Genomic DNA, 20,670 nt, shown 5'->3' on the forward strand with positions numbered 1-20,670 from the left:
AAACTCCTTTACTTTTCTATCCATCCGATTCCTACTGTTTCAACGCCTGCGTGAAGGCAAAGGGCAGTCCCGAGCGGATGTATCGTAATTGATAATTCCTCACTGATTCTTTCAACCATCCGGACCCAATCGCTTGTTTGACTGATCTGTTTTCCATACAGCATAAAAACTTCTTCAATCTGGGAGGACCCGAGGGATTGTTTTAAATAGGATTGGATTTTTTCTGTTGCCTTTTTCCATGTACGAACCTTGGTTTTAATCTGTAGACTTCCTTCCTGAAAGGTTACGATTGGCTTTATATTCAAAAGACTTCCCAGGTAATAGCTTGAGGTGTTAAGCCTGCCGCTATTATGAAGCTGCTGAAGAGATCCTATCCAAACATACACTCTTAACTTAGATTTAAGCGCATGGATTGCTTCCACAACTTCTGTAGGTTCATTTGAAGTTTCCCATATTTTAATAGCTTTCTTTATCAATAACGTCAATGGATAAGCAAGATAATGAGTATCCACATTAAAAACCGGGATATCCACCAGCTCGGCAGCTTGAACACTTGTAGAATATGTACCGCTTAATTTATCAGAGATATGAAAGGAGAAGATAGAGTCATAGGTAACAGCCAACTTGTCGTAAAGCTTTTTGAAATCGCCAATCGATGGCTGCGATGAGGTAAGAGTGGATCCCTTTTCTATGTGTTCAACTAATTCATCGGTTGTTAGATCTACACCATCCAAATAAGACTTTCCATCAATCATCATGTGGACCGGTAAAACGTAAACATCTTTATTGGCTCTAAATTCATCATCTAATACAGCAGAGCTGTCTGTTACCCACGCTACTTTTTTCATCATGCAACCAACCCCCATACCTCATGGAATACATAACCGATAAATGGCGTTACTCCTATTATAACCAAAAGCGTTTTTAAAAAGATACAAATATAAGACCTCTCCTTTGCTAGGAGAGGTCTGTCCTATAATAAATCAACGATACTTTTCTCTACTTCAGAAAGTTTTGTAGAGGGTGCAAAACGTTTTACAATCTTTCCATTTCGATCAATGAGAAACTTTGTAAAGTTCCATTTAATCGCCTTGGAACCCATCACACCAGGGGCCTGTTCTGTTAAATAATTAAATAATGGATGAGCTTGGTCTCCTCTTACATCCACTTTTGCGAACATAGGAAAGGTAATTCCATAATTAGTTCGGCAGAATGAATGGATTTCCATTTCATCTCCGGGTTCTTGATTCATAAATTGATTGCACGGAAATCCAAGAATAACCAAGCCCTGCTCCTTATATTTTTGGTAAAAGGATTCTAACTCTTTATACTGTGGAGTAAACCCACATTTACTGGCAGTATTCACAATAAGCAGGACCTTCCCCATATATCTTTCAAAGGAAACTTCATCTCCAGTGATTAAGTTAGCCTTAAAATCATAAATGTTCATCATCTTCACTCCCGCTAAAAATACATGACTGATCAAGTTTTACTTTCGTTCAAAAAAATCTAACCTTCTGCTTTCAGTATATGATGGATTTGGCTGACATAGGTATGTAATTGATCAATTTCATCCTCATAAATTGGCTTATCCTGCTTAATTTCAATCGTTACGAATGGATCTTCATGTTTAAATCCAATCGGAGTATGTTTAAAAACCCGGTAATGATACCCTTTATCCCAGATCTGCTTCAATATATGAATATTGCGGAGAGGATGCTCAGGATCGATATACCTAAATTTAATTTTAAGATCACATCCCGGCTCGCGTTTCGTTATGGATGATAGCTTTTCTGATGAGAAAGCTTGTAAACCTGCACTTAAAGAAAGTGTACATTCAACCGCTTTTTCCATCGAAGCATCAAGCCTTGTACTAATCTCAAAAATTCTTGACATATAGGCTAAGTCAACATAATCATGCCTGTCTATGATGGCTAACTCGCCTTCTAAGTCTAAATCATAAAAGGCACCTTCAACTACTACTTTCAGGTTTTCAAAAACTGATGGATCAAACATGAGATCACCTCCATTTTACATAATCTCCCTATCCTTATTAAAACAATCCGACCGCATTGCCATTCTCGTCGACATCCATCTTTAAAGCAGCTGGTCTTTTAGGTAATCCAGGCATTGTCATAATATCTCCAGTAAGTACCACAATAAAACCTGCTCCTACAGAAGGCTTTAGCTTTTTGATATACAATGTAAATCCTTCAGGCCTGCCCAACAAACTTGGATTGTCCGATAATGAATACTGGGTTTTAGCCATACAAACAGGGAGCTGCCCCCATCCTTCTGATTCATATTTATGTATTTGTTGCAGAGCTTCAGGAGAATATTCAATCTTTTGTGCCCCATATACAATTTTTGCGACTTTTTCAATTTTCTCTTGAATGGAATCCGTTGATTCGTATAGACGTTTAAATGTATTGGTATTCTCCTTCATAAGGTCTTCAAGTTTTGCTGCAAGGTCCAATCCGCCCTGCCCACCTTTTTCCCACACTTCTGTTAAAGAGAAAGGTAATCCATGTTTCTGACATAAAGTATTGAATCGTTCCACCTCTGCATCAGTATCTGCAGAAAATTTATTTAAAGCGACGATAAAAGGCAATCCAAAAGCTTGAATCGTTTCACAATGCTTCACTAAATTCTGGAACCCTAATTCAATCGCATTTAGATTTTCCTCTTTTAATTTATCCGATTGTACGCCACCATGCATCTTTAAGGCTCTTAATGTTGCCACGATAACGACAGCATCCGGAGTAAGATCAGCAGCGCTTGTCTTAATATTCAAGAATTTTTCTCCGCCAAGGTCCGCACCAAATCCTGCTTCTGTAACACAATAATCAGCTAGCTTAAGGGCTGTTTTTGTAGCAAGTACACTGTTGCATCCATGTGCAATATTTGCAAACGGACCACAATGAATTAGCGTAGGCGTATGTTCAATAGTTTGAACCAAATTAGGCTTTAAAGCATCCTTCAACAATAAAGTTAGTGCACCCTCTACACCCAAGTCTGAAACAGAAACAGGTGTATCCTGATAGGTGTATCCAATCACAATCTTCCCTAATTTATCTTTTAAGTCATCTAAATCTATCGCGAGACAAAGAATTGCCATGATTTCAGATGCTACGGTTATATCAAAGCCATCTTCACGGGGAATTCCGTGCTTATCCCCGCCAAGCCCGATTACAATATGCCGAAGAGCACGGTCATTCATATCAAGGACCCTTTTCCAAATAATTTTCCGCGGGTCAATCTGCAGTTCATTTCCCTGCTGTATATGATTATCAATCAGAGCTGCCAGTGCATTATTTGCTGTTGTGATGGCATGTAAATCACCAGTAAAGTGCAGGTTAATTTCGTCCATTGGGAGTACCTGTGAATAACCGCCGCCAGTTGCACCTCCCTTTACACCCATGACTGGTCCAAGAGAAGGTTCTCTCATCGCTATCATTGCTTTCTTTCCAAGAAGAGAAAACGCATCTCCTAGACCAACGGTTACCGTTGATTTCCCTTCCCCTGCTTTAGTAGGATTGATGGAAGTAACGAGAATTAATTTCCCATCCTTTTTGGTGCTGCGGGATTTTAACACATCAAGAGAGATTTTCGCCTTGTATTTCCCGTAAGCTTCCCAATCTTCTTCCTTTAATCCAATCGTTTCAGCAATTTGTTTTATGGGTTTCATTTTTGCATTTAAAGCAATCTCGATATCACTTTTTACAATTGTGTCCAAATTCATGCTGAGCCCCCTAAAAATCAATAGTCATAATTAGTTTAACAAAAAATATATATCAAACACACATTATTATTTACAACCTCTCAAAAATATGAATACAATGGTAATATTATTTAATATTTTGAAAATTTAAACAAACAAGGAGGTCCATATCTTGCCGATTACGATTCCAAATAAACTACCCGTCAAACAAATTTTAGAAGAAGAAAATATTTTCGTAATGGATGATAACAGAGCTCTTAGTCAGGATATCCGACCTTTAAACATTCTCATTTTAAACTTAATGCCTGAAAAAGAGAAAACCGAAGCACAGCTGCTTCGATTACTAAGCAATACTCCTCTGCAAGTCAAAATAACCTTTTTACGAATGGAAACACATGAAAGTAAAAACACACCCCATACACATTTGGAACAATTCTACTCAACCTTCCCCGAAGTATCAACGAAGCGCTTCGACGGCTTAATTATTACTGGAGCGCCGGTTGAAAAGCTAGACTTCGAGGAAGTTCACTATTGGAATGAGCTAATCAACATAATGGATTGGTCAAGGGAGCATGTAACCTCATCCCTTCATATATGCTGGGGAGCCCAAGCAGCCCTATACCATCATTTTGGAATATCAAAGCAATTATTAAATAAAAAATGTACAGGCATCTATAAGCATAAAGTATTGAAACCATTCGAAAGCCTTGTAAGAGGATTTGATGATGTTTTTTACGCTCCGCATTCAAGATATACAGATATTGAAGCAGAAGAGATCCGCAATCATGAGGAGTTAATCGTCTTAGCAGAATCGGAGGAAGCAGGTTTGTTCCTGGTCGCTTCTAAGGATAAACGATTAATTATGGTAACCGGTCATCCAGAATACGATTTGGCTACCTTGTCCCATGAATATAAGCGTGACTTATCAAAGAGCTCAGGTGCCCCTATTCCTCAAAATTATTTTCCTGAGGACGACCCGCTGCAGCTCCCATTTCATACATGGAAAAGCCACGCAAGTCTTCTATTTTCTAATTGGCTGAATTATTATGTCTATCAGACGACACCTTACCAGTGGAAATAATGATAAGTATTCTTACAATAGAAATTCTTATATAAAATATAAAAGACAGCCTATCAGCTGTCTTTTTCTTCTAATATCCAATATCCTCTTATACTTCATTAATAATCTTAACGATTTCAATATCCCTAAATGCCATTAAATCTATGATTCCCCTTTCAGTCTTTATTAAAGACTTAAGTGGATTATATCGATTTATGAGAAGAATCGAACCATATTCGCCATTATTCAGCTTTACTTTTTTGCCCACCAGCGCCTGAAGCAATCTATCCATGAAAACCAATAAAATATGAGCATCTAATGTTCCATATACATCATTCTGCATTTGTTTGATGATTAAATAAAATGGTGTTGCTTCGTGATAAACTCTTTCTGAGGACATCGCATGATATATATCTGCTATGGCGACAATCTTAGCAAAGTAATGAATTTGCTTACCCTTTAATCCATGAGGATACCCCATTCCATCTTCTCTCTCATGGTGCTGCAAGGCAACAATGGCAGCCGAATCAGGGATATGGTCGAGACTACTTAATAGTTCATGCCCATAGACGGTATGTTGTTTCATTATATTATATTCCTGAGAGGTAAGTTTACCTGATTTATCTAAGATGTTCTCCGGAACCATGGTCATGCCGATATCATGCAAAACAGCAGAAATCATAAGGTCTTCCAGCTCATCTATAGGCAATCTCAGCCATCTCCCGATTAGACCGGATAGAATTCCTACGCAAATGGAGTGCCAGTATGTATACTCCTCTTTACGTTTAGTTTGATGAAGCAATTCAAAAATTCGCGGACTCGATGATGCACTCTTGATAACAGGGATAATCTCCTGTTTAACCCGATTGACGGAAATTTCTCCACGTCTCTTTATATCCTTAAATATATGCCGAATATCCGTACATGCCTGATCCATGCATAAAGAAACCTCTTCTGTCGTCATCATTCGGAATTCCCCATTATCTTTGATAGAAGGTGTTTTTTGTTCCACCTTATCTCTTATTTCTTTTTGTAATTGATTCATATAAACTCTTTCCAGCAAATAATTAGAAAAACCATTATGATGTGTATCCATCAGACACCCCGACATATGTTTTCATTTCATTTTAACAATTATACCATATTTACCCAATTATCCAGTCACCTCTTAAAAATTTTCAATATTTTTTAAAATCCATTTTGACACTAATATTTGAATGTTGTATATTGAAATTATCATGACTTATCTAAAGTTTATGATAAATAGTAATTGGCTTTTGAGCCACAGTTTTAGGAGGAATAAATCTATGCAAAACGGTAAAGTAAAATGGTTTAACAACGAAAAAGGTTTTGGTTTTATCGAAGTTGAAGGCGGAGATGATGTATTCGTACATTTCACAGCAATTCAAGGTGAAGGATACAAATCTTTAGAAGAAGGCCAAGAAGTTACTTTCGAAATCGTAGATGGAGAAAGAGGACCTCAAGCTACTAACGTACAAAAAGCCTAATAATGAACCAAAATTAACAGCCGCCTATTGGATAGGCGGCTTTTCTGTTTTCTTATTTAAATTTCCGCCTATATGTTTCAAGGATTCACCAACTGTACACTGATTGATACAAAAACGGTGTGCATGAGTACGGCCGTTATCCCGAACAAGCTGTTTGTGTAGAAAGCAGCCATCACAATACGTACTTAACAAAAAATCAACCTGTTTAAGAGCATCTTTTTTTCCCTTTTTTTTATTCATCGATAACATCACCCCATTTTTGGTAATTCAAGTTGACCGTCTATCTCAATTCCCTCTAGTGCCTGTGTTGCCAGCCGATGTGCTTCCTCATTATCTTTTCTTGGAACTGCCATTGTCTCAAAGTGCAAGCCAAGATTCTTAAGCTGTTCTTCGATCCGATCCAGCCACTTATTTAAATTTTCTTCATAACAAGGCCATTCTCCTGTTAATTGTTTCAATACGACCTGAGAATCCCCTTTTATCATAATTTTTTGATGTTTAACTCCCAGTTCATCAAGCCTTTTGACAGCTGCTAATAATGCACAATATTCTGCTTCGTTATTGTCCTCTATATAATCAAAGACTTCATTGCTCCGTATGCGAAACCTTTTATTGTTTTGTGTGTAATAAATCGCAATGCCAGCTCCTGCAAAGGTTTCACCCGGTCTGTGACTTCCATCAAAATAAATCGTTACATTCTGTGGGGTTTCTTCTATTTCCTCTGTCAGCTTTTGAAACTGTTTCTTTGTCCATTCCTGTCCCAGTTCATCAATAAAAATGAAATCTCGCCATCTTCCCGTGCTTTCGAGATCATTGACAAGCCTTAAAGCAAATTGACTTTCCATTTCTTCTGATGTGAAGGTTATAGGAGGTATTTTGGATTTATTGTAGATACCCTTTACTGTTACGTTCATTTCTTTCTCCCTTCCCAATCCTTTATACAATTAATTCATTATATATAAATTATCCTGATACCACTAAAACTATGACAGTAGACATTTAATAAAAATTCATGTACTTTTTAACTTGAAAGGATGTTTTCTTATGATAGAAGTATATGTAGATGGCGCAGCTAAAGGAAATCCAGGTCCAAGCGGTGCCGGTATTTTTATAAAAGCAGATGGTGAAGTCCACCGATATTCCATACCCCTTGGCATCCATAATAATCATGAAGCTGAATACTTAGCCTTGATCCATGCTTTGAAGATATGCCTGGATAAAAATTACGATGTCATCTCTGTTCGAACCGATTCAAAACACGTGGCGGATGCAATGGAAAAAGAGTATGTAAAAAAAGAATCCTTTAGACAATTACTCAATCAGGCACTGGAGCTTTCGTCTGAATTCTCCTTATTTTTCATCAAATGGATTCCAGAATCGCAAAACAAATCAGCTGATCTGTTATCCCGGCAAGCTGTGCAAATGAACGAGCAGAAATAATCATTCGGTTGAAACGGTATGGAATAAAAATAGAAAAGAGGAAAAATCATTGTCGCAAGGGCTTATCCATCATATTGAAATCAATGTATCAGATTTAAATAAATCCATTGACTTTTGGGGCTGGCTTCTAGCTGAATTGGGATATGAACTTTACCAGGAGTGGGATAGTGGACAAAGTTTTAGAATAGGGGATACCTATATAGTCTTCGTTCAGACGGAGGATAAATATATGGATATCCCTTATCACAGATGTGGAACGGGATTAAACCATTTGGCGTTTCATGCCGAATCCAGGCAACAGGTAGACGATCTAACAAAGAAATTAAAAGAAAAGGATATATTAATTCTTTATCAGGATCAACATCCATTTGCAGGTGGGAAAAATCATTATGCCGTTTTTTTCGAAGATCCTGACAGAATTAAAGTTGAATTAGTAGCACCCTAACCTCCCTTAGGTTAGTTGTTCTAATGTATAGTAGTTGAAATTGTAACCCTAGAACATCTTGCCAACTATTTAAGTGAGAATTTTAGTATAACCAAAATACATTGTCAGTTCAGTATAAAAAACTCAGAAAACCCTTTAGGATACGACTAATTAAAATAGTTTATAGCAGGAATAACATCCATTGTTCCACTTTCTTTGATGAACTGAGTCAGTAGGTGAATATGGGCTGAACCTATTATTAAAAGTGTTCTGTCCTCGGGTGAAACAGTCATTTCAACAAGATTCGCATAAATAATTAAATTTCGCTGATACCACCATCTTAGCCAATCAATCCCGATATAGTCTGTTCCTTTTCCTATTTGTGCAATCATCATATTCAATTCATGCTCTAGTTTAATTCTTGAGTCTGTATTGCACGCTTTAACTAACTCATAAATATCAATGTGATCAAAGCTTTTATTTAACTTTGACCAGTAATGGTCCTTAATAAATTCATATTTATCTGGCTGTTCTTCTTTTGCCCAATCATATACCTGACCAAGTCCCCTATTCCCAACCGATTCCATCCAATCGACCGCATAAACTTCCTTATGACCTAATTCAGCAGCAGTCCTGAATCCAAATTGGTGGATTTCGTTGACCTCATTTCTCAACTCACCATTCAGATATTTATCATACTCGTCATTTAGAGAAGTATGTTCTTCTTTTACGACTTCAAGGGCTATTTTAGTCGGTTTAAATTCTTTCAGACATTTAACGACTGCTTCAATTTCCCTTTGCTGATCCGTTATGATAGACTCATCGAAATCTCCGCGATGAAAATCCGGTGTATATCGCAAATGAAAAGTTCCGAGAATCATTACTTTTGGCTTTTTCGACATGATATCCCTCCTAATCATCCATTTATTAGACAATATTCAGGAAAAATCCTGCCTAAAAAGCTATCTTTTAGCAATAAAGCTGGCAATACTAGTTTATATATGGATTAATAGCCACAAAAAAATACCTTGATTTATTGAAATCAAGATACCTGTAAGCCATGTTCCTTCATTAATTGATTTGCTTCTTTTCTGTTGGAAACTTTACCATTCACCAAGGTTTCCAGCAGTGATATATAAAAACCTCCATCAAATCTCTTTTGAGCTTTCAATGTATTTTCCAGTGCAATGTTTACGATCCAGTCTGGTGCTGAAGTCAACTGTTTTCCAAAATAGATAAATCCTATTGCCTCTTCTCCAAGACGAAATCCTTTCGAAGATAATCTACAAATATAGTCTTCTAATTTTTCCATGTATCCCCCAAACACACTCCTTCACAAAATTACTCTTTTATTGTAAAACATTTTTAAAAAGTTGAATACAGGTTTTTGTCGAATTGTCTGAAAAAGGTTGATCACCCAGGTGACTTTTACAACTGAATTAACCCTTCCCTTATTTCCCGGTATCCAATTTTAATAAATATTCATCAATGATTTTTTTATGGCTTTTAACGATTCTTCCCGGTAATTCATGTGGATAAAAGAATTCAAACTTTATAGATTCACTTTCATCTACAACTAATTCACCTTCGTATTCATTTGTATAATACGCAATCGTGACACAATAGAATTCATCTCCATTAGCAGCCTTTACAAAATACTCCGGTCCGGAATATACATTAATAAAATGCAGTTTGCCCAGCGTAAGGCCGGTTTCTTCTGTCACTTCACGTCTGGCTACTTCTTCGGTCGTTTCTCCCAGCTCCATTAAGCCGCCTGAGAGCCCCCATGACTCCTTCGGAAATTTTCTTTGCTGCAACAACAGCCTGCCTTCCTTGTCAGAAATAACGACGACTGATCCAACTAATATTAAGGGACGATGACCCACAATAGCTCTTAAATCTTCAATATAGCCCAATCTCATCTCTCCTTTTATTTACCGCTCTGTAATACTAATCAATGTAACAGCGAAGATTTTGCATGTTTATATGAATCAATCAAAAAAAAAAAAATCGAGCCCTAAACCTTCAGGCATAAAGCTCGATCATGACTACTCAATATATTTTTAGCTGACACGAATTCTTAATTCTAATTCTTCCAGTTCATCAGCCAAAATATCATGATTAATCTCATACATGAGATGTTCATGAGTCCAATCCTCAAATACATCTATTTGACATATAATTTGGGCCAATTCTTTGCTTATAAAGGCTGATTCCTGTCCTGCCGCCAGCTTTTTCTTGCATCGATTGAATTTTGGATCTAATAATTCCAGCTGTTCATATAGCCCCTCCAGCGTTTGGTAATGCTGGATAAGTGGTAAAGCTGTCTTTTCACCAATACCAGGACAGCCCGGAATATTATCACTTGCATCGCCCAGCAGTGCTTTTACATCGACCCATTGCGCTGATTCTATTCCATAATCCTCACGAAAATCTTCAATGGTATAAACACGATCTCCTGTTTTACTGGCAATAATTTGACTCGTATGTTCATTCAGCAATTGAAACAGGTCACGGTCATTACTGTAAATTAAGCATTTCCCCATGTTATTCGTACTCCACATAGTAGAAATCGCACCGATTACATCATCTGCTTCATAGGAAGGCACAGACAGCTGCTTAACGCCAATCCGTTCTAGACTTGAACGCAATGTTTCATATTGCATAATGAGCGGTGCCGGCAATTCTCCGCGTGTCGCTTTATAAAAATCAAATTTTTGTCTGCGGGACGATTCTTCGCGCTTTACATCCCAAGCAACAGCTAAATGCGTTACTTGGTGAGTTTTAATAAGGCTGAACATTTTTTGAAAAAACACGCGCAGTGCATTGGTATAAATCCCATTTTTATTTCGATATAATTGATCTTCTGTTTTCCCATAAGCAGTTGCAAAATAACCTCTGCTAAGTAAGTTAAAACCATCTATTAATAATAATGTATTAGTATTTTGATTCATCCTAATCCCCCTGATGTTCTGATTCTCTGTTATCAGATTGTACCATATCCGGGCCTTATTCTCTTCTTAAAAATTTCCCATCAAATCAATTTACTGGTCCGTTTCTATTCTGTTTTCCGGATAGGATATCCAATCGCTAAAGCTGCCGGCATAGATTTTCACATTCGTAAAACCTGCTTCCTTGAGTGCAATATAATTAGGAGTTGCTGTAATACCGGAACCGCAATAAACAATGATTGGCTCATCTTTGTTCAAGTGATTAAAACGGTTTTCCAACTCTGGTACAGGCAAATATTTACCGTTCCTGAAATTTTCAGTCCAATCCATATTTATTGCACCGGGTATATGCCCAGCTTTATGATCAATCGGCTCATGAATTCCTTTATAGCGGTCTGATTCTCTGGAATCTATTAAATAACCTGGTCTATCATTCTCTGCCCAGTCTTTCACTTCAGGGTAAGTGACTAATAGATTCTTATTCATGACAGGGGCATAATCTGTTGGTGTCAGCACAGGAATATCCTCGGTTACTGGATATCCTTTCTCCAGCCAAGCCTTTAATCCTCCATTAAGTACATATACACGCTCATATCCAAATAATTGGGCTGTCCATAGAAAGCGACCGGCAAAAGCTCCCTCGCCGCCATCATAAGCAATAACGGTTGTCTGTTCATGTATACCGATGGCTTTCATTAGTTCAATAAAGTCTTCTCTCGCAGGATGCGGGTGTCTTCCTCCATGTTCCTTAATTGGACCGGACAAATCCTGAGCAACATCCATAAAAGCAGCTCCCGGTATATGGCATTCTCTATATTGTTCTCGTCCCGCTGTTTTATTGGATAAATGGAATTGGCAATCGATGATACGTAAATCAGGATCACTCAAATGTTCAAATAACCATTCAGACTCTTTTACCAGCTGCAACTGCATTCTCCTCCTCCGATTCTAAAATTAACTTGATTTGCTTTTCAGCCTCCAGGTAAATTTGAGGATTAGATTTCTTGTTTAATGTCAATTCCATACTTTTCAATCGTTCATTGCCTTCGGTTTTCATCTCCTCAATTAATGAAAGACTTATATACTGAATGGCTGATTCAAAATGCTCAAACAATTTGTTCTGTTGATCTGTATAATAAACATCTAGATAGTCGTTTAACTTCTCCAAAAAGGCATCAGCCATTGGTTTTCTACCATTCTTTTCAAAGAAATGCTGGGTACCCTTGAAAAGTCTCAGTTCTTCTTTGAAATCATCTGCCGTTAAATTTAATAGCGCTCGGTCGGTATTATATTCGTTTTGTAAATCTGACTTAGGCTCACTGAATGACCAATCTTTATGGATGGTTTGAATCTCTTGAACTAACTGGACATAGGTATCATGCATGGTCTTTTTGACCATAACCTCTAAACGCAAGGATGTAGCCTGTATTTCATTGGCCAATTCAATTCTGACTTGATCAAGTAAACGATTCGTACAGGCTAAAAGGGACTGCCGATGGTCCTTTAATGTACCGGGATTAAAAAATTCTTTAAAATAATTCGGGAAGTTCAGGTTAATCCTTTGCTTACTATAATGAATCAATTCTTCTGTTTCCTGCTTCATCCTGGCCTTTTCATGAGTAAATCTTTTTTCATTTAATATCGCTAACACTCGCTCCCAGTTTTCATGCAATTGGACACGTCTTTTCGTCTTCTGCTCCTCGGTTTCATTGGACAGCTCGACAAGTCGACTGGTAAGCTGAAGTGCCTTATCCAAATCCAGCATAGCTGCATTAACTAATATACCTTTAAGCTCCTCCTGAATAAATGAATAGAAAGCTGATTCAAAATGGGAAAACAGCTCGATATATGCCTCATTTCCTGAATTGAGTTCTTCAGTCCTTTGTTGTAGCGCTGCACGACTTGAAATTGGATAAATCCGTGGATGATGGATTCCTGAAGTTTGCAATTCACTGCGTAAATAATCCTCAACCACCTTTCTCTCCTCCAGATTTTCAGCCAAATCAGCCGCATTCAAAAGGAAAAACATCTTATCCATACTGAATGAATCCTTAACCCGTCCCAGTTGATCAAGGAAATTTCGGTCAGCCCGTGCGAATGGGTGATTATAATACGTAATAAAGCAAATCGCATCTGAATGCTTTATATAATTGAAGGAGGTACCTGTATGTCTCGCATTAACAGAATCCGCTCCGGGAGTGTCAACTAAAATAACGCCTTTTCGCGTTAAATCACAGTCATAATATAAATCAATGCGTTCGATAAAGCATGATTTTGTTTCATCTATTGCATACACAGAAAACTCATCCAATGAAACGGCAAAACTTTTACCAAGATTTTCTTCAAAGGAGTCAATCCCCTTTAAAAATGCCTCCAGGAAAGAAACCTTTAATCCTAGCGCATAGCTTTGTTTCTTGAGCATGGTTTGCGCCTGTTTCCTTGCCATCGCTAGATCCTGTACTTTTAAACCATCCTCAAACCACAGTTCATTTAAATCATCGAGCAGCATGGTCTCCGTCTTAGCATGAATGGTAGCAGTACCATGTTTATGTAGGCTCGTTGGCGGCAAAATACGATTAATGACAGCGGTAGTAGGATTCGGTGAAACGGGTAAAACGTTTGCTCCTAAAAGTGCATTGGCAAATGAGGATTTCCCTGCACTGAAAGCACCAAAGAGAGCTAAAGTGTAAGTTTGATTCATCAGTGAATCTGCCCTATTTTTCAGCTCCTGCGCTAATTTCTCAAGACCAGGTAAGTGGTTCAAAGCCTGGGAAGCTTTTTGCAGCTTTAAAGCCACTTGCTCAGATGTATAAATCGGCTGTGCCGTCTCCACTTTTTTTATAATCCGTTCAGGCTTTGGCTCAGGTTCAATATCTTTAACTTCTTTAATATCCATCTCCACAATTGAACCCTCTTTTTGCTGGCTTTGCAGGAATTCCATGACTTCTGTAAGGTTATATCTGGATCTTTTAGTCAACTCATTCATAATTTTATCTTTATAGCTCCGCTGATTAGTCAGCTGTACTTGCCAATCCTGCCAAATGTGAAGAATAGAATGGTCCGATTTTAATTCCTCCTTCACCCGGGTGAGACGCCGCTCTCTTTCCTCTTCCCACTGACTCACCAAGGTATTGAAAAGAGTTAACGCTTGCTTGCCCGCAGCTTTTTTAATGGAAGATGCCAAATCCTTGGAAAAATTCAACACCAAGTCACTGGTAACAGAAGCTAACTGATCTACCTCAATGATCGTTTCATAGGGAATATCATAGTCGAATGACTGGATGATATTCTGACTCTCCTGTTTGTGTCCTGGATAATCGTTCATCATTCTTTGAAAATATTCATTTAAATTCCACAAAATTGTCGATTCAGTCTGCTGTTTAATATTTTGAATCAGATTAGCTTTACGAGTTTCTTTTTCTTGTTCTGTTTTACTTTTTCCAAATATTCTCCCGACTTTAAAAGATGTAACCATTGATTCCAAATATGATTTCGCCAGTTCCCTGGATTCATATGGAGTGATATTGCTATTTTCGATAATATGCCCAATTTGTTCATCAAATTTATCTTCCTCATGCTCACGGAAATTAATAATGCTTTTACTAAATTTTTCAGCAGAATCAATAATTTCTAACAAGTGATGATTCTGTTTGTCATGCAGCTGCTGCTCCAGATGATTTCTGGCTTGATTGGAATCCGCTTCTTTCCAATTTAGATGCTCCGTTATTAAATGGTTAAGAAGTGAATTCACATCATAAGCTGGCGCAATACCAGCTAATTCAGCTATTTTTTCAGTTACACGGTGAGCTTGGTTAAAGGGATGATCCTCCGCTTTCATAGTAGTAAAGTAAAACTCTTCTACTGGTATATCCCAATCCTTAAAAGCTTGCTTTACACTTTGTTTAAGAGATGTAAAAGAAAGCTCATCCTCCTGATGTTTATCGATTTGATTAATGATGACATATATTCTTTTCCCCATACGTGCCAGATCTCTTGTAAACTGAAAATTTATTTCTGACTGAATATGATTGTAATCGGTCACATAAAAAACCGCATCAGCCAGATGAAATGAGGAGGCAGTCGACAATTCATGGGCTTCATCAGTTGAGTCAATCCCTGGTGTATCCAATAAAACTAAGTTGTCTGCATACGGAAAATTCTGAATCATCAAATCGATTTTTTGGATGGAACCTCCGTTTTTCGCAAATTCTTTAATTTTGTTAAAATCAATTGGCGGCTGAAAGATTAGACATTTTTGATCATTTAAAGTGACCCTGGCTTCTCCATTGCCGCTCCTTATTTTCACGATATTAGCACTTGTCGGAATGGGACTGGAAGGCAATATCGGCTGTTTCAAAATATAATTAATAAGCGTAGATTTTCCGGCCGAAAAATGTCCGCAAAATGCCAAGCTATACTCATTATCATTAACCTTATTCATAATATCGATCGTTTTTTGTGCCCGTACTTGATCCCCATCTTGTTCAAAGTACTTATAAATAGCGTAAAGCTGGTTAAGTGTTACTTCCCTTGTATGCAGTCTCATACTTATCCCCTTATTAATAATCATTTATCTATCTATTTTATCGAAAATTGGAATAGTTGCCCATAAATATCTATTTTGGTAAAAAAATAAGTTCAGACTTTTGTCTGAACTTACATACTTTGATTAGCTTGTGATTGAGCTGCTATAACTTTAGGATTTGCTACATTATTTAAAACATGAACCATGACTCCGCTAAAGGCTGTTACCGTTGCACCTACAAATACCCAAATCATCATCATGCACCTTCCCTGTCATGTAGTTAATTGATAACGTCTCTCATTATAGTTCCAGTGTATCATCAATGATAATCATTTTCAATCAAAATTCTGTTCAAAACAGATATTACCTATACACGCCTGTGCTTTATGTAAGTTCTAAACAACAGGTAAACAATCTCCCCTGAATACCAAGACAGATTGTTCATGATTTTTCCGGTTAATTGCCGCTCTTCTTTTCGTTATGCTGAATCGTTATAAAAATTTCCTTCAATCGGTCCTGTCCACAGACATGGCAGACTTTCAGCATCTCATGTAATGAATGGCAATGAATACAATAATACTTTTTCATATGGTGTATCCACCTTTTTTACATACAGTATATGTAATATGATGGTTGCTGGTTCCTCATTTAGAGTATATTAATTCATTTCTCTTTGTTCTTTATTAAAACTGTAAACCACTCCAAAAAGAAGCATTATATCAATTGCATATGCCTATTTACTTTTATCTGTTCTAATTTTATGTAGATTGTACAGGAATAATATTGATGACGTACATATGATGATTCTGATTATATTTTAATAAAAGGAGTGAAATTTGTGAGTGATGACCAGAATCAATCCCCACAGTTGATCCCTCAGCAGCTAATTAATTTACTAGTAAGTGATCTTTTTCGGAAAAATGGAATTAACGCTGAGAAGGCTAAAGAAAAGTTATCCGATGAACAAAAGCAAATGATAAAAGAGTTAGTTAGTGATTTGACTAACCAGGTGGAAACATTTGTAAAATCCTCATCAACCGAGGATAACAAAAGCAATGAAAAATGATCATTTTAAAACGCCTGATTAGCAGGCGTTTTTTTTTCGATGGACAAACACATTTGAGCTTTTTGTCCAATCAAAACAAAGGACATCCTCATATTTTATAAAGACCAAATCACAAAGGAGTGGTAGAAAAATGTCAAATTATTTTGGTGACAATTGTGAAAGGGAAAGGGATGAGGAAAAGCGGCACACGGCAGAGATAGCCCAGGACGCTGATCAGTTCACTTCTGAAATCCAAGAATCAGATGAATTAATCATTATCAAGGATTCAGGTAACGTGTTTGTTCAAACTACAGAAACTCAAGCAGCAGTGTCCCTCCAATTAGCTTTGCAGCTCGCAATCGCATTGGTAATTGAAATTTCAATTGCAGATTCAGATGATAGCGATGGTGTTGTTCAAGACCTTCTTCAGCACTTTAATTCTGAGCAAAAGAGTGTACAAAAAATTCATATCGAAAATTCAAGGGACGTTAGGGTTACAACTACTGACACAGATATCTCTGCAAACCTTCAAGTAATGCTAGAAGCACTTCTAGCTATTGTAGCCAGATTAGATATCGCGTAAATTCAAAAAATAAAATAAGAGGTGAGAAGAAAAATGAGTGAAAAGAATTGGAGAGCATTAGACAATTTCAAATGTAAAAATGATGATGCGGAAGTCACCCAAGAGGCTGATCAAATCACATCAATCACACAGCAATCCTATGAATGGATCGTCGTCAAAGATTCAGAGGATGTAGAAGTGCATACAACAGATACTCAAGTGGCATTATCTTTACAAGCAGCTATTCAAGTAGCAATCGCAATTGTTATTAGTATATCAGTTGGGGATAATGAAGCCGGTAAAGGGGTAGTTCAAGATTTAAAACAATTTTTCAAATCTAAACAACGAAATACCCAAAAAACAATTATTACTGGTTCAAAGTGTGTAAGGGTCGAAAGTACGGATACTCAAATAGCTTTAAATATACAAGTATTAATCCAAATTCTTGTGGCTATTGTTGCTAGACTAGATATTGGATAAAGATGATGCTCAAGATACTAAAGATGGATAACCTGTATAATATAGTAAAAAGACATGACTAGCTCATGTCTTTTTACTTTTTAATCACTATTTTGAAATGAACTCTTGGAAATTTACTAATAAGCCGATCACTTACATTTTCGCCATGCCCCTGCCTTCTTGTAGAGTTATGCTCTATCAAACAAATATCACTGATTCTTCACATCTCTTTAATTATTCTGTACGTTGTTAACCAAAATGAATACTACCTTTTCAGTAATTTGATAGGATATATGGATAATCTAACAGTTTTTAGGTATTAAAATAGATAAACTTACCTTAAAATAAATCGAATTAATAAACTATTTCTTCCTTATTTTGAATCAGTGGACTATCTTTTTGGGGCTTTTTGAAGATTACATTAAACAATAGATTTAATCCTATCGCAGTTACCCCTCCAGCCACAATTCCGTTTTCAGTCAGAATTTTCAATGTATCTGGCAGATTAGCAAACATTTCCGGGACAACCGAAACCCCAAGACCGATTCCGCAGGAACATGCAATAATCAGCAAGTTTTCCTGAGATTGCAGGTCTACTTGGCTTAGCATTTTAATTCCCGCCGCTACCACCATACCAAACATAGCAACCATTGCTCCGCCCAGTACAGATGAAGGAATAATCGTTGTGATTGCTCCAATTTTAGGGCTGAAGCCAATCAGGACTAAGAATACACCTGCCGTATAAATCACATTGTTAGAACGTACACCGGACATTTGGATTAATCCGACGTTTTGAGAAAATGTTGTGTAGGGAAGAGAATTAAAGATACCACCGAACACAATCGCTAATCCTTCTGCCCGATACCCTTTAGCAAAATCCTCTTCTTTTAAATCCTTTTCACAAATATCAGATAAAGCAAGATAAACACCTGTTGATTCTACTAAGCTTACAAGTGCCACGAGAATCATCGTAATTATTGGTGCCCATTCAAAGGTTGGCATCCCGAAATAAAAAGGAGTAGGAGTTAGGAGTGCATCGGCATCGATTACAGCTTGGATGTTCACCTTTCCCATGAAAGCTGCTGCAACTGTACCTGCAATTAATCCAAGTAAAATAGAGATGGCTCTTATAAAACCTGTTGAAAACTTATAAAGAATAATAATAAATAGCAATGTACCAAATGCCAACAGGATATTAGATGTTGAGCCAAAATCACTCGAGCCTTCCCCACCAGCCATATTATTCATAGCTACCGGAATCAAAGTCATCCCAATAATCGTTACCACTGATCCAGTCACAACCGGAGGAAAAAATTTCAACAGCTTACTAAAATACTTACTTACTAAAATAACAAATAATCCTGATGCTAAAATAGCTCCGTATATAGCCGGTATTCCGTATTCTCCTGCAATCGCAATCATTGGACCCACTGCCGTGAATGTACAGCCTAGGACAACAGGCAACCCGATACCAAAGAATCGATTCTTCCATACCTGCAAAAGTGTCGCAATTCCACACATCAGAATATCGATTGAAACTAAATGTGTTAATTGCTCCGGGGTTAAGCCAATACTTCCACCAACAATCAAAGGTACTACAACTGCTCCGGCATACATAGCTAATACGTGCTGGATACCCAGTGAAGCGGTTTTCCATTTATTCATTTGCATTGGCTGTTTCCTCCTCCAAAAAGATTACTTTATTTTTTTCAAGGGATTGGATACGAGCGAGTGATTCCACCCGATATCCTTTATCTCTTAAAATTTCACCGCCATCCTGGAAGGATTTTTCAATAACAATTCCCAGTCCGGCAATTTTGGCGTTCGCTTGGTTCACAATATCAACCAAACCAAAAGCAGCTTGTCCTTTAGCCAAGAAATCATCAATGATTAATACAACATCTTCTTCATTTAAAAACTTTTGGCCAATGCAGATCGTATTTTCTTCTTTTTTCGTAAATGAATAAACAGTGGACGTATATAAGTCGTCTTGCAGGGTCAATGATTTTTTCTTGCGGGCAAAAATAACTGGGACCTGAAGCTCAAGCCCTGCCATAACCGATGGAGCTATTCCAGATGACTCAATGGTTAAAATTTTCGTAATCCCAGCATCCTTAAACCTCTTCGCGAATTCTTTACCTATCGCCACCATTAATTCAGGATCCAGTTGATGATTTAAAAACGTATCTACCTTTAGGACCTCACTTGAAAGGACTTGCCCTTCCTCCATAATTTTAGCTTTTAACAATTTCAACTTTTACTCCTCCAATCCCTTGCTTCAAATAAATGAACAAATAAAAAGGACCTACAAATTGTCACCTACCTAAAAGTGGGTACAACAATTCATAGGTCCTTTATATCCGGACAAATATGAACAGCGCATTATTAACTCGGGCGCTTGTTTCCCACTCATAGTCAGATTATTTCGGTGGCGAACCACACTGGTAATCTGGTAGAAACTCGCAGGCCATATCCCTGCTATTATATGAGTGCGTATGTAATTAGTATGTTGAGAATTATATCAACAAAATACTCGTTTGCAAAGTGTTTTTTCGTCAAAAACTACTTTTATATTGTCCAATATTTGTGTCCAAATAAAAGACGAATCTTCTATAAAGAAACTGTTTTTCACAATTCAGCCATATTTATTTCATTCATCCTACCCATAAAACGCTTGTTATATCAATTTTACACTATTAATACAGTAATAACCTTATTGGTGAACGATTTGTGAAAATGAAATAACCATCATCCATTTCCAATATTATCTAGTAGAATATACTCAAAGCACATTTCCATTATTTTCGAGAGGGGAGAAAAACGTGGCAAAAACTAAATTAAACGTACCCGTCAAGGTTAAGAAGAACGAAGAAACTAATCTTTCCGGAACATTGATTTCTGTCTTAACACTTGGGGCATTCATTTTAATTGTATGGGCAAGCGTTTACTTTTTATTTTTAGATCGTCTGTAGAAG

Annotated in this window: 25 protein-coding genes and 1 riboswitch; of the genes, 8 read left to right on the forward strand and 17 right to left on the reverse strand. The window is 37.2% G+C overall.

From position 1 onward, the window contains the following. Window positions 1-8: 8 nt before the first annotated feature. From A8L44_RS13510 to A8L44_RS13525, 4 genes are all read right to left on the reverse strand, one after another. A complete protein-coding gene (locus A8L44_RS13510) occupies window positions 9-851 on the reverse strand; it encodes a DegV family protein (RefSeq protein ID WP_175354303.1) in 843 nt (280 codons plus the stop codon). Between the two features lie 122 nt (window positions 852-973). Beyond that, entirely contained in the window at window positions 974-1,450 is a 477-nt protein-coding gene (locus A8L44_RS13515) for a glutathione peroxidase (protein ID WP_139063861.1), read from the reverse strand. A 59-nt stretch (window positions 1,451-1,509) separates the two neighbouring features. Then, complete coding sequence (locus A8L44_RS13520; protein ID WP_066107259.1) at window positions 1,510-2,016, reverse strand: hypothetical protein; 507 nt, start codon at window positions 2,014-2,016, stop codon at window positions 1,510-1,512. Between the two features lie 37 nt (window positions 2,017-2,053). After that, entirely contained in the window at window positions 2,054-3,742 is a 1,689-nt protein-coding gene (locus tag A8L44_RS13525; RefSeq protein ID WP_066107261.1) for a formate--tetrahydrofolate ligase, read from the reverse strand. Window positions 3,743-3,893: 151 nt separating this feature from the next. On the opposite strand from A8L44_RS13525, the gene metA reads away from it, so the two are divergent. Further along, a complete protein-coding gene (gene metA, locus A8L44_RS13530) occupies window positions 3,894-4,802 on the forward strand; it encodes a homoserine O-acetyltransferase MetA (RefSeq protein ID WP_066107265.1) in 909 nt (302 codons plus the stop codon). Between the two features lie 88 nt (window positions 4,803-4,890). Here metA and A8L44_RS13535 read toward each other — a convergent pair whose 3' ends face one another. Continuing rightward, a complete protein-coding gene (locus A8L44_RS13535; RefSeq protein ID WP_066107267.1) occupies window positions 4,891-5,877 on the reverse strand; it encodes an HD-GYP domain-containing protein in 987 nt (328 codons plus the stop codon). Window positions 5,878-6,088: 211 nt separating this feature from the next. Between A8L44_RS13535 and cspD the strand changes: the two genes are divergently transcribed. Further along, window positions 6,089-6,289, forward strand: a complete 201-nt coding sequence (gene cspD / locus A8L44_RS13540) for a cold-shock protein CspD (protein WP_066107270.1) — start codon at window positions 6,089-6,091, stop codon at window positions 6,287-6,289. A 24-nt stretch (window positions 6,290-6,313) separates the two neighbouring features. Here the strand turns inward: cspD and A8L44_RS13545 are convergent, their stop codons facing one another. Both A8L44_RS13545 and A8L44_RS13550 read right to left on the reverse strand, forming a co-directional pair. Next, on the reverse strand, window positions 6,314-6,529 hold the full coding sequence (locus tag A8L44_RS13545; protein ID WP_066107273.1) for a zinc-finger domain-containing protein: 216 nt from the start codon (window positions 6,527-6,529) through the stop codon (window positions 6,314-6,316). Window positions 6,530-6,537: 8 nt separating this feature from the next. Further along, window positions 6,538-7,203: a reverse transcriptase-like protein gene (locus tag A8L44_RS13550; RefSeq protein ID WP_066107277.1), complete on the reverse strand. Its 666-nt coding sequence runs from the start codon at window positions 7,201-7,203 to the stop codon at window positions 6,538-6,540. 130 nt (window positions 7,204-7,333) lie between these two features. Here A8L44_RS13550 and A8L44_RS13555 point away from each other — a divergent pair, with 130 nt between their 5' ends. Together A8L44_RS13555 and A8L44_RS13560 are read left to right on the forward strand one after the other, a co-directional pair. Then, a complete protein-coding gene (locus A8L44_RS13555; RefSeq protein WP_066107281.1) occupies window positions 7,334-7,729 on the forward strand; it encodes a reverse transcriptase-like protein in 396 nt (131 codons plus the stop codon). A 49-nt stretch (window positions 7,730-7,778) separates the two neighbouring features. After that, on the forward strand, window positions 7,779-8,174 hold the full coding sequence (locus A8L44_RS13560; RefSeq protein ID WP_066107284.1) for a VOC family protein: 396 nt from the start codon (window positions 7,779-7,781) through the stop codon (window positions 8,172-8,174). Window positions 8,175-8,320: 146 nt separating this feature from the next. Here the strand turns inward: A8L44_RS13560 and A8L44_RS13565 are convergent, their stop codons facing one another. The 8 genes from A8L44_RS13565 to A8L44_RS19395 form a co-directional block, all read right to left on the reverse strand. Next, window positions 8,321-9,055: a DUF5694 domain-containing protein gene (locus A8L44_RS13565; RefSeq protein ID WP_254654728.1), complete on the reverse strand. Its 735-nt coding sequence runs from the start codon at window positions 9,053-9,055 to the stop codon at window positions 8,321-8,323. A gap of 140 nt (window positions 9,056-9,195) precedes the next feature. Beyond that, complete coding sequence (locus A8L44_RS13570; protein ID WP_066107287.1) at window positions 9,196-9,465, reverse strand: DUF6123 family protein; 270 nt, start codon at window positions 9,463-9,465, stop codon at window positions 9,196-9,198. A 139-nt stretch (window positions 9,466-9,604) separates the two neighbouring features. Next, window positions 9,605-10,069 carry an NUDIX hydrolase gene (locus tag A8L44_RS13575; protein ID WP_066107291.1) on the reverse strand — a complete coding sequence of 155 codons (465 nt, stop codon included), beginning with the start codon at window positions 10,067-10,069 and terminating at the stop codon, window positions 9,605-9,607. A gap of 147 nt (window positions 10,070-10,216) precedes the next feature. Then, window positions 10,217-11,107: a 5'-3' exonuclease gene (locus A8L44_RS13580; RefSeq protein WP_066107294.1), complete on the reverse strand. Its 891-nt coding sequence runs from the start codon at window positions 11,105-11,107 to the stop codon at window positions 10,217-10,219. A 90-nt stretch (window positions 11,108-11,197) separates the two neighbouring features. Beyond that, complete coding sequence (locus A8L44_RS13585; RefSeq protein ID WP_066107297.1) at window positions 11,198-12,037, reverse strand: sulfurtransferase; 840 nt, start codon at window positions 12,035-12,037, stop codon at window positions 11,198-11,200. Then, window positions 12,009-15,650: a dynamin family protein gene (locus tag A8L44_RS13590; protein WP_066107300.1), complete on the reverse strand. Its 3,642-nt coding sequence runs from the start codon at window positions 15,648-15,650 to the stop codon at window positions 12,009-12,011. Before A8L44_RS13590 ends, A8L44_RS13585 begins: the two co-directional genes overlap by 29 nt. 110 nt (window positions 15,651-15,760) lie before the next feature. Beyond that, the gene (locus A8L44_RS19390) at window positions 15,761-15,886 is read right to left on the reverse strand and encodes a hypothetical protein (protein WP_257469018.1); all 126 of its coding nucleotides are present in this window, start codon (window positions 15,884-15,886) and stop codon (window positions 15,761-15,763) included. Between the two features lie 199 nt (window positions 15,887-16,085). Further along, entirely contained in the window at window positions 16,086-16,217 is a 132-nt protein-coding gene (locus A8L44_RS19395) for a hypothetical protein (protein ID WP_257469017.1), read from the reverse strand. A 250-nt stretch (window positions 16,218-16,467) separates the two neighbouring features. Between A8L44_RS19395 and A8L44_RS13595 the strand changes: the two genes are divergently transcribed. From A8L44_RS13595 to A8L44_RS13605, 3 genes are all read left to right on the forward strand, one after another. Next, window positions 16,468-16,695: a hypothetical protein gene (locus A8L44_RS13595; protein ID WP_066107303.1), complete on the forward strand. Its 228-nt coding sequence runs from the start codon at window positions 16,468-16,470 to the stop codon at window positions 16,693-16,695. A gap of 130 nt (window positions 16,696-16,825) precedes the next feature. Beyond that, entirely contained in the window at window positions 16,826-17,257 is a 432-nt protein-coding gene (locus A8L44_RS13600) for a spore coat protein (RefSeq protein WP_066107304.1), read from the forward strand. A 33-nt stretch (window positions 17,258-17,290) separates the two neighbouring features. After that, the gene (locus A8L44_RS13605; RefSeq protein WP_066107306.1) at window positions 17,291-17,716 is read left to right on the forward strand and encodes a spore coat protein; all 426 of its coding nucleotides are present in this window, start codon (window positions 17,291-17,293) and stop codon (window positions 17,714-17,716) included. 333 nt (window positions 17,717-18,049) lie between these two features. On the opposite strand, the gene A8L44_RS13610 is transcribed toward A8L44_RS13605, so the two are convergent. Together A8L44_RS13610 and A8L44_RS13615 are read right to left on the reverse strand one after the other, a co-directional pair. Further along, window positions 18,050-19,366: a nucleobase:cation symporter-2 family protein gene (locus A8L44_RS13610; protein WP_066107309.1), complete on the reverse strand. Its 1,317-nt coding sequence runs from the start codon at window positions 19,364-19,366 to the stop codon at window positions 18,050-18,052. Then, on the reverse strand, window positions 19,353-19,949 hold the full coding sequence (locus tag A8L44_RS13615) for a xanthine phosphoribosyltransferase (protein ID WP_077248146.1): 597 nt from the start codon (window positions 19,947-19,949) through the stop codon (window positions 19,353-19,355). The genes A8L44_RS13610 and A8L44_RS13615 overlap by 14 nt, the downstream gene beginning before the upstream one ends. Before the next feature lie 138 nt (window positions 19,950-20,087). After that, window positions 20,088-20,204: riboswitch (purine riboswitch) on the reverse strand. A 313-nt stretch (window positions 20,205-20,517) separates the two neighbouring features. Between A8L44_RS13615 and A8L44_RS13620 the strand changes: the two genes are divergently transcribed. Continuing rightward, window positions 20,518-20,667 carry a cytochrome c oxidase subunit 2A gene (locus A8L44_RS13620; protein ID WP_066107311.1) on the forward strand — a complete coding sequence of 50 codons (150 nt, stop codon included), beginning with the start codon at window positions 20,518-20,520 and terminating at the stop codon, window positions 20,665-20,667. Window positions 20,668-20,670: the final 3 nt, after the last annotated feature.

This window comes from Bacillus sp. FJAT-27986 (assembly GCF_001685035.1).
GTDB lineage: Bacteria > Bacillota > Bacilli > Bacillales > Pradoshiaceae > Pradoshia.

Bases quoted from the DNA above. Each gene is read 5' to 3' on its own strand.
- A8L44_RS13520 (WP_066107259.1), bottom strand. From the start codon at position 2,016: ATGTTTGATCCATCAGTTTTTGAAAACCTGAAAGTAGTAGTTGAAGGT.
- A8L44_RS13565 (WP_254654728.1), bottom strand. From the start codon at position 9,055: ATGTCGAAAAAGCCAAAAGTAATGATTCTCGGAACTTTTCATTTGCGA.
- A8L44_RS13555 (WP_066107281.1), top strand. From the start codon at position 7,334: ATGATAGAAGTATATGTAGATGGCGCAGCTAAAGGAAATCCAGGTCCA.
- A8L44_RS13525 (WP_066107261.1), bottom strand. From the start codon at position 3,742: ATGAATTTGGACACAATTGTAAAAAGTGATATCGAGATTGCTTTAAAT.
- A8L44_RS13590 (WP_066107300.1), bottom strand. From the start codon at position 15,650: ATGAGACTGCATACAAGGGAAGTAACACTTAACCAGCTTTACGCTATT.
- A8L44_RS13600 (WP_066107304.1), top strand. From the start codon at position 16,826: ATGTCAAATTATTTTGGTGACAATTGTGAAAGGGAAAGGGATGAGGAA.
- A8L44_RS19395 (WP_257469017.1), bottom strand. From the start codon at position 16,217: ATGAAAAAGTATTATTGTATTCATTGCCATTCATTACATGAGATGCTG.
- A8L44_RS13585 (WP_066107297.1), bottom strand. From the start codon at position 12,037: ATGCAGTTGCAGCTGGTAAAAGAGTCTGAATGGTTATTTGAACATTTG.
- A8L44_RS13535 (WP_066107267.1), bottom strand. From the start codon at position 5,877: ATGGATACACATCATAATGGTTTTTCTAATTATTTGCTGGAAAGAGTT.
- A8L44_RS13545 (WP_066107273.1), bottom strand. From the start codon at position 6,529: ATGAATAAAAAAAAGGGAAAAAAAGATGCTCTTAAACAGGTTGATTTT.
- A8L44_RS19390 (WP_257469018.1), bottom strand. From the start codon at position 15,886: ATGATGATTTGGGTATTTGTAGGTGCAACGGTAACAGCCTTTAGCGGA.
- cspD (WP_066107270.1), top strand. From the start codon at position 6,089: ATGCAAAACGGTAAAGTAAAATGGTTTAACAACGAAAAAGGTTTTGGT.
- A8L44_RS13605 (WP_066107306.1), top strand. From the start codon at position 17,291: ATGAGTGAAAAGAATTGGAGAGCATTAGACAATTTCAAATGTAAAAAT.
- A8L44_RS13580 (WP_066107294.1), bottom strand. From the start codon at position 11,107: ATGAATCAAAATACTAATACATTATTATTAATAGATGGTTTTAACTTA.
- A8L44_RS13610 (WP_066107309.1), bottom strand. From the start codon at position 19,366: ATGCAAATGAATAAATGGAAAACCGCTTCACTGGGTATCCAGCACGTA.
- A8L44_RS13515 (WP_139063861.1), bottom strand. From the start codon at position 1,450: ATGAACATTTATGATTTTAAGGCTAACTTAATCACTGGAGATGAAGTT.
- A8L44_RS13550 (WP_066107277.1), bottom strand. From the start codon at position 7,203: ATGAACGTAACAGTAAAGGGTATCTACAATAAATCCAAAATACCTCCT.
- A8L44_RS13570 (WP_066107287.1), bottom strand. From the start codon at position 9,465: ATGGAAAAATTAGAAGACTATATTTGTAGATTATCTTCGAAAGGATTT.
- A8L44_RS13510 (WP_175354303.1), bottom strand. From the start codon at position 851: ATGATGAAAAAAGTAGCGTGGGTAACAGACAGCTCTGCTGTATTAGAT.